This window comes from Pseudomonas sp. 21LCFQ02, from assembly GCF_024129895.2.
Taxonomy (GTDB): Bacteria; Pseudomonadota; Gammaproteobacteria; order Pseudomonadales; family Pseudomonadaceae; genus Aquipseudomonas.
Genome location: NZ_CM178749.1, coordinates 2252514 through 2264544, shown reverse-complemented (window position 1 = coordinate 2264544; position 12031 = coordinate 2252514). Strand labels below are relative to the sequence as shown.

General features: G+C 60.7%; 11 protein-coding genes. 8 read left to right on the top strand and 3 right to left on the bottom strand.

Annotated elements, in window-relative coordinates; genetic code table 11:
* The first annotated feature begins 115 nt into the window (after positions 1–115).
* Complete coding sequence (locus tag NJC40_RS10285; protein ID WP_045487403.1) at positions 116–667, top strand: tetratricopeptide repeat protein; 552 nt, start codon at positions 116–118, stop codon at positions 665–667.
* Between the two features lie 3 nt (positions 668–670).
* On the opposite strand, the gene NJC40_RS10280 is transcribed toward NJC40_RS10285, so the two are convergent.
* Positions 671–997: a DUF1820 family protein gene (locus tag NJC40_RS10280; RefSeq protein WP_045487401.1), complete on the bottom strand. Its 327-nt coding sequence runs from the start codon at positions 995–997 to the stop codon at positions 671–673.
* Positions 998–1127: 130 nt separating this feature from the next.
* Between NJC40_RS10280 and miaB the strand changes: the two genes are divergently transcribed.
* From miaB to NJC40_RS10250, 6 genes are all read left to right on the top strand, one after another.
* A complete protein-coding gene (miaB, locus tag NJC40_RS10275; protein ID WP_045487398.1) occupies positions 1128–2456 on the top strand; it encodes a tRNA (N6-isopentenyl adenosine(37)-C2)-methylthiotransferase MiaB in 1329 nt (442 codons plus the stop codon).
* Positions 2457–2743: 287 nt separating this feature from the next.
* On the top strand, positions 2744–3754 hold the full coding sequence (locus NJC40_RS10270) for a PhoH family protein (RefSeq protein ID WP_253142166.1): 1011 nt from the start codon (positions 2744–2746) through the stop codon (positions 3752–3754).
* The gene (gene ybeY, locus NJC40_RS10265; protein ID WP_045487392.1) at positions 3747–4247 is read left to right on the top strand and encodes an rRNA maturation RNase YbeY; all 501 of its coding nucleotides are present in this window, start codon (positions 3747–3749) and stop codon (positions 4245–4247) included. The genes NJC40_RS10270 and ybeY overlap by 8 nt, the downstream gene beginning before the upstream one ends.
* A gap of 5 nt (positions 4248–4252) precedes the next feature.
* Positions 4253–5095 carry a CorC family transporter gene (locus NJC40_RS10260; RefSeq protein ID WP_045487388.1) on the top strand — a complete coding sequence of 281 codons (843 nt, stop codon included), beginning with the start codon at positions 4253–4255 and terminating at the stop codon, positions 5093–5095.
* A 23-nt stretch (positions 5096–5118) separates the two neighbouring features.
* Positions 5119–6633 (top strand): apolipoprotein N-acyltransferase, encoded by a 1515-nt coding sequence (gene lnt / locus NJC40_RS10255; protein WP_253142165.1) that lies wholly within the window; start codon positions 5119–5121, stop codon positions 6631–6633.
* A gap of 127 nt (positions 6634–6760) precedes the next feature.
* Positions 6761–7822, top strand: a complete 1062-nt coding sequence (locus NJC40_RS10250) for an RNA-guided endonuclease InsQ/TnpB family protein (protein ID WP_492180522.1) — start codon at positions 6761–6763, stop codon at positions 7820–7822.
* A 13-nt stretch (positions 7823–7835) separates the two neighbouring features.
* On the opposite strand, the gene NJC40_RS10245 is transcribed toward NJC40_RS10250, so the two are convergent.
* Positions 7836–8597: a YdcF family protein gene (locus NJC40_RS10245; protein ID WP_253142491.1), complete on the bottom strand. Its 762-nt coding sequence runs from the start codon at positions 8595–8597 to the stop codon at positions 7836–7838.
* Between the two features lie 84 nt (positions 8598–8681).
* Positions 8682–9050 (bottom strand): hypothetical protein, encoded by a 369-nt coding sequence (locus tag NJC40_RS10240; protein ID WP_253142492.1) that lies wholly within the window; start codon positions 9048–9050, stop codon positions 8682–8684.
* A gap of 311 nt (positions 9051–9361) precedes the next feature.
* Here NJC40_RS10240 and leuS point away from each other — a divergent pair, with 311 nt between their 5' ends.
* A complete protein-coding gene (gene leuS / locus NJC40_RS10235) occupies positions 9362–11968 on the top strand; it encodes a leucine--tRNA ligase (protein ID WP_045487373.1) in 2607 nt (868 codons plus the stop codon).
* The last annotated feature ends 63 nt before the right edge of the window (positions 11969–12031 follow it).

Genomic DNA, 12031 nt, shown 5'->3' with positions numbered 1-12031 from the left:
AACACTTTGTAAGGTTGCCTCAGCTTATTTCATAATGCGCGCCAGCACCTTTCGCTGTACGGGCCCAGCCCGCACCTTTTTCGCCCGCACCTTATCCAGAGGTAAGTCGACTCCCATGAACCGCACCGGCCGCACCCTTGCATTGGGCTGCCTGTTGCTTATCTTTCCCCTGCTGGCCCACGCCGCAGGTGGCAACTCGCTGCTGATTCCAGCGATGGGTCGTTGCACCCTCAATACACTGCCGGAAAACCTGCCCGACGCCCTGGCGGCGTGCAAACAGGCCGCACAGTCCGGGGATGCACAGGCGCAATACGAGTTGGGCGAGTTCTACTACGAGGGCAAACAGACATCTCGCGATCTGGCGCAGGCACTTGATTACTTCGAGAAAGCGTCGCTGCAGGGTCATGCCCAGGCGCAATACCGGCTGGGTTCGATGTTCGCGGCCGGCGAAGGCGTGCCGATGAACAACATCCAGGCTTACGTGATTCTGAAGATGGCGGCGGTCAACGGCGCAGAAGATGCCCTTGACGCAGCTGACGAAGTCTCGGCAAAGATGCAGCGCAGCGAGCTGGAGGCCGCCACCCAGGTACTCGGGCAGATCTTCCGCAAGTACCTTCTGGAGTTGCAGACAGCCGAAGGGCGGACGCCGTTCTCGCCGCTGCCTTAAGCATTATTTCTCCGGCATCGGTACCGGAAACGGCATTACATTGCCGGTGCCTTTCGCCTCACTGATCTTCGGCGTGCCCATCCGCTCGACCTCGTCGATGCGCACGATCGAATGCATCGGCACAAAACTGCGCACCACGCCCTCGAATTGCGCCTTGAGCTTTTCTTCACTGGGGTCGACGACCACGGTGGTTCGCTCGCCAAAGACAAACTCTTCCACCTCAAGAAATCCCCACAGATCACTCTGATAGATCTGCTTGGCGTACATTTCGAACACCTGGCCCTGGTTGAGGAAGATCACTTTGTAGATGGGAGATTCACGTTTGGTCATGGTTGCGGCAAGGATCGCTTGGCAGAAAAAAGGCCGAAACTATAGCACGTCGCTCAGACCGGCAACGCTAGAAGACCGCACAGTTCATCCCTATAATGCGCGGTTCTTTGAATCAGCAGATTATTTGAGCATGGCCAAGAAGCTTTATATCGAAACCCACGGTTGCCAGATGAACGAGTACGACAGCTCGCGCATGGTCGACCTGCTGGGCGAGCATCAAGCCCTGGAAGTCACCGCACGCGCCGAAGATGCCGACGTGATTCTGCTCAATACCTGCTCGATCCGCGAACGCGCCCAGGATCGGGTGTATTCCCAGTTGGGCCGCTGGCGCGAACTGAAGCTGGCCAACCCGGAAATGGTCATTGCTGTCGGCGGCTGTGTCGCCAGCCAGGAAGGCGCGGCCATCCGCGACCGGGCCCCTTATGTCGACGTGGTGTTTGGTCCACAGACCCTGCACCGCCTGCCGGAAATGATCGACGCCGCACGGGTCAGCCGCGAACCGCAGGTTGACGTTTCGTTCCCGGAAATCGAAAAGTTCGACCATTTGCCCGAGCCGCGGGTCGATGGCCCGACCGCTTATGTGTCGGTCATGGAAGGCTGCAGCAAGTACTGTACGTTCTGTGTAGTGCCCTATACCCGTGGCGAGGAAGTCAGCCGACCGTTCGATGACGTGATTGGTGAAGTCATTCACCTGGCCGAGAACGGTGTGCGCGAAGTCACCTTGCTGGGCCAGAACGTCAACGGTTATCGCAGCACCAACCCGGACGGCAGCGTGGCCGATCTGGCCGACCTGATTCGTGTGGTCGCAGCGATCGACGGCATCGACCGGATTCGCTACACCACTTCGCACCCGCTGGAGTTCTCCGACAGCCTGATCCAGGCCCACGCCGAGGTGCCGGAGCTGGTCAAACACCTGCACCTGCCGGTGCAGTCAGGCTCTGACCGGGTTCTGGCGGCGATGAAGCGCAACCATACTGTGCTGGAGTACAAGTCGCGGTTGCGCAAGCTCAAGGCGGCGGTGCCAGACATTTGCATCAGTTCGGACTTCATCATTGGTTTTCCTGGCGAAACCGAGAAAGACTTCGAGAACACCATGAAGCTGGTTCAGGATGTAGGCTTCGATTTCTCGTTCTCGTTCATCTACAGCCCGCGCCCTGGTACGCCGGCCGCAGACCTGAAGGACGAAACCCCGGAAGAGGTGAAGAAGCAGCGGCTTAATGCCTTGCAGCACCGTCTGAATCAGCAGGGCTTTGAGATCAGCCGACAAATGGTCGGCAGCACCCAGCGGATTCTGGTGACCGATTACTCCAGGAAGGATCCGGGGCAGTTGCAGGGGCGTACCGAGAACAATCGCATCGTCAACTTTACGTGTGATAACCCGCGGTTGATCGGGCATTTTGTCGATGTGCATATTGATGATGCGCAGCCGCACTCGTTGCGTGGGTCGTTGTTGCAGTAAGGCAACTATCGGGCTTGGCTAGCCCCCGTGGGAGGGAGCTTTGCTCGCGACAGGGCCAGTAAAGCCGGTGCATTTGCGCGGGCCTCACCAGAGCAGTCGCCAGCAAAGCTGCCTCCCACAGGACCGTGTTGTCCTTGACTGATCGGCATTACCCTGTAGGGGCGACCTCGGCTTGGGCGGATCACCCCGCTCGCTGCCAACCAATTACAAGTCAGAGCTTTCCCACAGCGAACACTGGGGTTATTCTTCAGTTCAATTCAACAGCCGTCGGGCGGCTAAAAAAGACCTTGAACGCACCCATAGAACCTCATCGTTTCATCCTCGAACCTTTCGAGGCCCATCGTTTCGCCAACCTGTGCGGACAATTCGACGAGCATCTGCGCCTGATCGAACAGCGCCTGGATATCGAGATCCGTAACCGGGGCAATCAGTTCGAGCTGATCGGCGACGCCCAACGCACGTCTTCTGCGGAAAACCTGCTGCGCTTGCTGTACCGGGAGACCAAAGGCTCTGACCTGACCCCGGACATGGTGCATCTGTTCCTCCAGGAGTCGGGCATCGAGGCCATGAATGCCGGTCCCGCCGCTGACCCCAGTGTCGCGCTGCGCACCAAGAAAGGCATGATCCGGCCGCGGGGTTTCAACCAGCAGCGCTACGTCAAATCGATTCTCGGCAACGACATCAACTTCGGCATCGGTCCAGCTGGTACCGGCAAGACCTACCTGGCGGTGGCTTGCGCCGTCGATGCGCTGGAGCGCGAGCAGATCCGCCGCATCCTGCTGGTGCGTCCGGCGGTCGAAGCGGGCGAGAAGCTGGGTTTTCTGCCCGGTGATCTGGCGCAGAAGATCGACCCCTACCTGCGTCCGCTCTACGATGCGCTTTACGAGATGCTCGGCTTCGAATACGTAGCCAAGCTGATCGAAAAGCAGGTCATCGAAATTGCTCCGCTGGCCTACATGCGTGGTCGCACCCTTAATAACAGCTTCATCATTCTCGACGAGAGTCAGAACACCACCGTCGAGCAGATGAAAATGTTCCTGACCCGTATTGGCTTCGGCTCCACCGCCGTGATCACCGGTGACATCACCCAGGTCGACCTGCCACGCGGCACAAAATCGGGCCTGGCGCACGTCATCGAGGTGCTCAAGGATGTGCCGGGTATCAGTTTCACCCACTTCAAGCCCAAAGATGTCGTGCGTCATCCGCTGGTGCAACGCATCGTCGAGGCCTACGAGCGCTTCGAAACGCAGCACGCCGACCCGGCCACGAACCAGCGGGGCGGCGACCGCGATGCTTGAGCTGGACCTGCAAATCGCCAGCAAGGATGCGGCACCGACTCAAGCCCAGTTTCGCCTGTGGTGTGAAATGGGCTTGCGCCAGCGCAAGGCCGACTCGGAAATGACCATCCGGCTGGTGGATGAAACCGAAGGCCGCGAGCTCAATCACATCTGGCGGCAAAAGGATTACGCCACCAACGTTCTGTCGTTCCCGGCCGACGTTCCTGACGAGTTGCTGGATATTCCGCTGCTTGGCGATCTGGTCATCTGCGTGGCAGTGGTCAATCGCGAAGCGCAGGAGCAAGGCAAGAGCGTTGATGCGCACTGGGCGCACATGGTTATCCATGGTTGCCTGCACTTGCTCGGCTACGACCACATCGACGATGAGGAAGCCGAAGAAATGGAAGCGCTGGAACGAACGTTGCTTGAGGAGCTGGGCTACCCGGATCCCTACGCGGACGACGAGAGCGACGAACCCCAACATTCAGACACACCACGCAAGGACCACGAGTAAGGGCCATGAGCGAAGATCGATCGAGCAACGGGCAAAAGTCATGGCTGGGCAAATTGACCCAGGCTTTTGCCCACGAGCCCAAAAACCGCCAGGAGCTGCTTGAGCTACTGCGCGAAGCACACCAGAACAAACTGCTCGACAGCGAGGCACTGGCCATTGTCGAAGGCGCCATCCAGGTCGCAGACCTGCAGGTGCGCGACATCATGGTTCCGCGTTCGCAGATGATCAGTATCAAGGCGACGCAAAGTCCGCATGAATTTCTGCCGGCCGTCATCGACGCCGCGCACTCGCGTTACCCGGTCATTGGCGAGAGCCACGATGACGTGCTTGGCGTGCTGCTGGCCAAGGACCTGCTGCCCTTGATCCTCAAGCAGGACAGCAACCCCGACGACATCAAGAACCTGCTGCGCCCGGCCACGTTCGTGCCCGAGTCCAAGCGCCTCAACGTGCTGCTGCGTGAGTTTCGCGCCAATCACAACCACATGGCCATCGTCATTGACGAATACGGCGGCGTGGCGGGCCTGGTGACCATCGAAGACGTGCTGGAACAGATCGTCGGCGACATCGAAGACGAGCACGACGTCGAGGAAGACAGCTACATCAAGCCATTGCCCAGTGGTGACTTCCTGGTCAAGGCCCTGACCCCTATCGAGAGCTTCAACGAGTTCTTCGACAGCGAGTTTTCCGACGACGAGTTCGATACCGTCGGCGGCCTGGTCATGAATGCTTTCGGCCATCTGCCCAAGCGCAACGAGACCACCGAGATCGGCGCCTACCGTTTCCGCATTCTCAATGCCGACAGCCGCCGCATTCACCTGCTGCGCCTGAGCCCTGTTTCAAGAGTATGAGCCGTCTCTATTAAGGAAACCTGATGCGCTGGATCACCCGCCCCGGCTGGCCCGGTAACCTGCTGGCCGTGGCGGCCGGTGGCCTCACCACCCTGGCATTGGCGCCGTTCGACATCTGGCCGCTGGCCATGGTTGCCATTGCACTGTTCTACCTTGGCCTGCGCGATGTGAGTCCGCGTCAGGCACTGGTGCGGGGCTGGTGTTTCGGCTTCGGCCTGTTTGGCGCGGGGACCAGCTGGATCTACGTCAGCATCAACACCTACGGTGGCGCCTCAGCGCTGCTGGCAGGCCTGTTGATGCTGCTGTTCATCGCACTGATCGCCCTGTTCTTCGCCCTGCCAGCCTGGCTTTGGGCACGCTGGCTGCGACGCAGCGAGCGGCCGCTGGCCGATGCGCTGGCGTTCGCGGCACTGTGGGTTTTGCAAGAAACTTTCCGCGGCTGGTTCCTGACCGGCTTCCCGTGGCTGTACTCGGGCTATAGCCAGCTCGAGGGTCCATTGGCCGGGCTGGCACCGGTCGGCGGCGTCTGGCTGGTGTCCTTCGCCCTTGCCTTGAGCGTTGCGCTGCTGTGCAACCTGCCGCGCCTGCGCAACCAGCCCTCATTGCTGGCGGCGGCAGCTGTGCTGCTGCTCGGTCCCTGGGCGGCAGGCCTGGCCCTGAAGGATCACGCCTGGACTTCGCCCTCCGGCAACCCCCTGAGCGTCGCGGCGCTGCAAGGCAACGTCGAACAGATGCTCAAGTGGGACCCGGCGCACCTTAACGCGCAACTGGCGCTGTACCGCGACATGACCTTTCGCTCGCAACCGGTCGACTTGATCGTCTGGCCGGAAACTGCCGTACCGGTGCTCAAGGAAATGGCCGAAGGTTACCTGACCATGATGGGCAACTTCGCCGGCGAGCGACGTTCGGCGCTGATTACCGGCGTGCCGGTGCGCGAACTCAGCGGCCGCGGCGAGTACCGCTATTACAACGCGATCACCGTCACCGGCGAGGGTGACGGCACTTACCTCAAGCAGAAACTGGTGCCGTTCGGCGAGTACGTACCGCTGCAGGATCTGCTGCGCGGCCTGATCGAGTTTTTCAACCTGCCGATGTCGGACTTTGCCCGCGGACCAAATGACCAGGCGCTGTTGCAGGCCAAGGGTTACCAGATCGCGCCGTATATCTGTTACGAAGTGGTCTACCCGGAGTTCGCGGCCAGCCTGGCCGCCCGCAGCGACCTGCTGCTGACCGTGAGTAACGACACCTGGTTCGGCACCTCGATAGGCCCTCTGCAGCACCTGCAGATGGCGCAGATGCGCGCCCTTGAAGCAGGCCGCTGGATGATCCGCGCCACCAACAACGGAGTCACCGCCCTGATCGACCCGTATGGCCGCATCGCCCGGCAAATTCCGCAGTTCGAACGTGGCGTGCTGTATGGCGAGGTGGTGCCGATGCATCACCTGACCCCGTACCTGCGCTGGCGCTCCTGGCCACTGGGGATTGTCTGCGCCGTGCTGCTGGGCTGGGCGTTCATCGCCCGCCGCAAAACCGCATAACCGCCGCGGGTTACCAAGCTGGCGCGAAAAGCCCCTTCCTTCAGGTGGGGATGAAAGCGCCACCGCGAAGCGGTAATAAGGGTTAAAACCCATAAAAACCGCCCCTATTCTGTGTTTCATGACTGAAATGAAAGCGACCAAAACCCTCAAGGTTCGAGTGCGAGACAAGCACGCAGCGCAGCTGCGTGAAGCTTCTCGTGCTGTGAATTTTGTGTGGAACTACGTAAACGAGTTGAGCAGTCGCTCGATTCGTGAGCGTGGTCGTTTTCTGTCGGCGTTCGACATTCACAAGTACACCAACGGGGCCGGCAAAGACCTGGGGCTGCACAGCCAATCGGTGCAGGCTGTTGCCGACGAATATGTCACACGGCGCAAGCAGTTCAAAAAGCGCCAGCTACGCTGGCGCTGCTCGGGCGGCGCCCGGCGCAGCCTGGGCTGGGTGCCCTTCAAGGTCGGCGCTGCTGTCTGGAAAAACGGCCAGGTCGTCTTCAACAGACAGCACTTCAAGGTCTGGGACAGCTACGGCCTGGTGGGCTTTAAATTCAGATCCGGTAGCTTCAACGAGGACAGCCGTGGACGCTGGTATTTCAACGTCGTGGTCGAGGTCGATCGCCAGTTATCGCCAGGCCAGGACGCAGTGGGTATCGACCTCGGACTGAAAACCACGGCCACCTGCAGCGACGGTGATCGCCTTGAAAGCGGCAGGTTCTACCGGGATCTGGAAAGAGCCCTGGGCACGGCCCAGCGGGCCGGCAAGAAGGCCCGTGTACGGGCGATTCACGCCAGGATTGCGAACCGCCGCAAGGATGCCCTGCATAAGTTCAGCAACGCGCTGGTCGCGCGTTGTGGCGTCATTGTGGTGGGTGATGTGAACTCACTGAAACTCGCGAAAACCAGGATGGCCAAGTCGGTGCTGGACGCCGGCTGGGGCCAATTGAAAACGATGCTGGAATACAAATGCGATCACGCAGGCACGGTTTTCAAGGTTGTTAGCGAGAGAAACACCACCCAAACCTGTTCGAGCTGCAAGCAATTGCCGGACTCGAGGCCCAGAGGTATCGCAGGGCTTGGAATAAGGGAATGGACTTGTTGTGGGTGCGGTGCCACCCACGACCGCGACGTCAACGCCGCCAAGAACATTCTCGCGCTCGGGCATGAGCGTCCAGTTGTGGGAATCCCCGCCTTTTAGGGCGGGGAGGATGTCAAGGATACACCCACGGATACACCAGTGCTCCTGCTGCTTCGTTAAGCAGCAGGGCGCTCTGGCCAAAGGCACGGCTTTCCGGTAACCAGCCGCCGAAAGGTCGGGCATTGTCCACGCCCAGAAAACCCACCGGCGCGCCGATCACCGTAAAGCCAGCCTGCTCGAAACTCCAGCGTGCGCGGGGCATGTGCCAGGCCTGGGTGACCAGCACCACGCGGGTCAATCCCGACGGCGCCAGTTGCTGCGCGGTCATGGTCGCGTTTTCCCAAGTGGTGCGGCTGCGCTCTTCAAGCCAGCGCACACTGACACCGAAATCCCGGCTCAATACATCACTCATGATCCGCGCCTCACTGGGCGGCTGGCCGTAGTGCAGACCTCCGCTGACCAGCAGTGGCAGCCCGCTGGCTTTGGCCAGGCGTGCGGCCATTTGCAAGCGTTGCAGGCCCATGTCGGTGGGCACATCTTCACCCCAGGCCGGCGCGTTACGCTCACGGCCATTGCCCAGCACCACGATCGCATCGGCCTGGTCGGCGAGTGTCGACCACTGCTCAAGCGCCAGTGGCGGCACCCGCTCCAGTTGCCGGGCAGCCTGCTCGACCGCCACCGGCAGGCTCATCAACCATAAGCCGCCCAGCCCCGTCACCCAGCACAGCAAGGCCAGGCGCGGTCGCGAACCACGCAACCACCAGCCCAGCACAAGCAGAAGCAACAGAACACCCGGAGGTAACAGCAGGGTTTTGAACAGATAACGCAAAGGCATCGGGCATCTCCATCGATGCCCGAAGCCTAGATTGATTGGTGCCAGGCAACAATGCCTGCTGAACGGGCCCGCAGCCCGCGATGATCAGAACTTGAAGAAATTCTGTGAATAACGGCCCGATCTGGCCACGGTGTTGGTCCGCCTCTTGTCTTCGAGCCAGATGACTCTGGCCAAATCCTGCGACACCCTGACTGGCACGGATCGCTCCGGTGCATCATTGAAGCTGCCCTCAGACTTACCCTTAACAGCCCCGTTTGCCGCCTTCACGCCTTTTTCAAGGTAGGCCTCGATCCACTCGAATTCAGCATCGCTCAACCCATCAAGTTCAAGCTCATCGGGTAACTCATTGCGAAGCCGGACTGCTGTGCTGGCCGTTTCCAGCGCAAGTCCGAGTCGATTGATCAAACGTTCATACAGCTCAGAAGTGACTACTGTGTGCTGCAACTCTGTCATCCGCTCACCTCTTTGAAGATAGGACATACCCTCGTTGTTGAGCTTAGCGCTGCTATTGAAACAGGCGGGAAACTGCGACAAACGGCAGGAACTGGCCAGCGAATGCGACGCTGGGCGGTTTTTTTGCCGCTCGCCAGCGCAATCAGGGTTTCCCTCGATAGACAGCGCTCATGTATGCTACGGCGTTTCCTGTCACTCCACTTGCGCTCTCCTGAGCCGGAACGCAGCGCCCAGCCCTCGTGCCGGGTGCCGAACGACTCGGCGAAGCGATGAAGAGGCCAAGGGTCACCACTCCTTAGTTAAAAGCAGCCATGCACGAACTCTATCAGCCCCGCGAAATCGAAGCCGCCGCCCAATCCTTCTGGGATGAGCAAAAGTCTTTTGCAGTCAGTGAACAGCCAGGCAAGGAGACTTTCTACTGCCTGTCGATGTTTCCTTACCCCAGCGGCAAGCTGCACATGGGTCATGTGCGCAACTACACCATCGGTGACGTGATTGCCCGTTACCATCGCATGCAGGGCAAGAACGTCCTGCAACCGATGGGTTGGGACGCTTTTGGCATGCCGGCAGAAAACGCCGCGATGAAGAACAACGTCGCGCCGGCCAAATGGACCTACGAAAACATTGCCTACATGAAGTCCCAGCTCAACAGCCTGGGCCTGGCAATCGACTGGTCCCGCGAAGTGACCACCTGCAAGCCCGACTACTATCGCTGGGAGCAGTGGCTGTTCACCCGCCTGTTCGAAAAAGGCGTGATTTATCGCAAGAACGGCACCGTCAACTGGGACCCGGTGGACCAGACCGTACTGGCCAACGAGCAGGTCATCGACGGCCGTGGCTGGCGTTCGGGCGCGCTGATCGAAAAGCGCGAAATCCCGATGTACTACTTCCGCATCACCGACTACGCAGACGAACTGCTCGAAAGCCTCGACGAACTGCCGGGCTGGCCTGAGCAGGTCAAAACCATGCAGCGCAACTGGATCGGCAAATCCCGCGGCATGGAAGTGCAATTCCCCTATGACCAAGCGAGCATCGGCCACGCCGGCGCGCTGAAAGTCTTCACCACCCGTGCCGACACGCTGATGGGCGCCACCTACGTGGCGGTGGCGGCCGAGCACCCGCTGGCCACCCAGGCCGCCGTCAACGACCCGGCGCTGCAGGCGTTCATCGAAGAATGCAAGAGCGGCAGCGTCGCCGAAGCCGACGTTGCCACCCAAGAGAAGAAGGGCATGCCCACTGCCCTGTTCGTCGAGCATCCGCTGACCGGCGAGAAACTGCCGGTGTGGGTCGCCAACTACGTGCTGATGCACTACGGCGACGGCGCAGTCATGGCCGTACCGGCCCACGACGAGCGCGACTTCGAATTTGCCCGCAAGTACAACCTGCCGATCAAGGCCGTGGTGCGCACCAGCGCTGGCGACGAGGTCGGTAGCGATTGGCAGGCCGCTTATGGCGAGCATGGCCAGTTGATCAATTCCGGTGAGTTCGACGGCCTGGACTTCCAGGGCGCCTTCGACGCCATCGAAGTGGCACTGATCAGCAAGCAACTGGGCAAATCCCGGACCCAGTTCCGCCTGCGCGACTGGGGCATCAGCCGCCAGCGCTACTGGGGCTGCCCGATCCCGATCATCCACTGCCCGTCCTGCGGCGACGTACCGGTGCCCGAAGATCAACTGCCGGTAAAACTGCCCGAAGACGTGGTGCCCGACGGCGCCGGTTCGCCACTGGCGCGCATGCCTGAGTTTTATGAGTGCAGCTGCCCGAAATGCGGCACTGCAGCCAAGCGCGAAACCGACACCATGGACACCTTCGTCGAGTCGTCGTGGTATTTCGCCCGCTATGCCTCGCCCAACTACGAAGGCGGCATGGTCGATCCGAAAGCGGCCAACCACTGGCTGCCGGTCGATCAGTACATTGGCGGTATCGAACACGCGATCCTGCACTTGCTGTATGCGCGCTTCTTCCACAAGCTGATGCGCGACGAAGGCCTGGTCACTTCCAACGAGCCGTTCAAGAACCTGCTGACCCAGGGCATGGTGGTCGCCGAGACCTACTACCGCACCGCCAGCAACGGCGGCAAGGACTGGTTCAACCCGGCCGACGTCGAAGTCGAGCGCGACGCCAAAGCCAAGATCATTGGCGCACGCCTGAAGACCGATGGCTTGCCGGTGGAAATTGGCGGCACCGAGAAGATGTCCAAGTCCAAGAACAACGGCGTGGATCCTCAGGCGATGATCGACGCCTACGGTGCCGACACCTGCCGCCTGTTCATGATGTTCGCCTCGCCACCTGACCAGAGCCTGGAATGGTCCGACTCCGGTGTCGAGGGCGCAAGCCGCTTCCTGCGTCGCGTCTGGCGCCTGGCCCATGCCCACGTCAGCCAGGGCCTGCCAGGCAAGCTGGACAGCACCGCACTGGACGACGCACAGAAAGCGGTACGCCGCTCCATCCATGCGGCCATCAAGCAGGCCAGCACTGATGTCGGTCAGTTCCACAAGTTCAACACCGCCATTGCCCAGGTAATGACCTTGATGAACGTGCTGGAGAAAGCCTCGCAAGCCAGCCAACAGGACCGCGCCTTGCTGCAAGAGGGGCTGGAAACCGTAGCCCTGCTGCTCGCGCCGATCACCCCGCACATCAGCCACGTGGTGTGGCAACAGCTCGGTCATGCCGGCGCCGTCATCGATGCAGCCTGGCCGGTACTGGATGAAAGTGCTCTGGTGCAGGACAGCCTGCAAGTGGTGGTTCAGGTCAACGGCAAGCTGCGCGGCCATATCGAAGTGCCGGCCAGTGCCAGCCGCGAAGAAGTCGAAGCCGCCGCCCGCGTCAACGAAAACGTGCTGCGCTTCCTCGACGGCCTGACCATCCGCAAGGTCATCGTCGTGCCAGGAAAACTGGTCAATATCGTCGCAAGCTGATGAGCCAGGCGCCCGGCCGGTCCGGGCGCCCGCCAATTTCCAGGGTACGCACAGCGTGCCCAT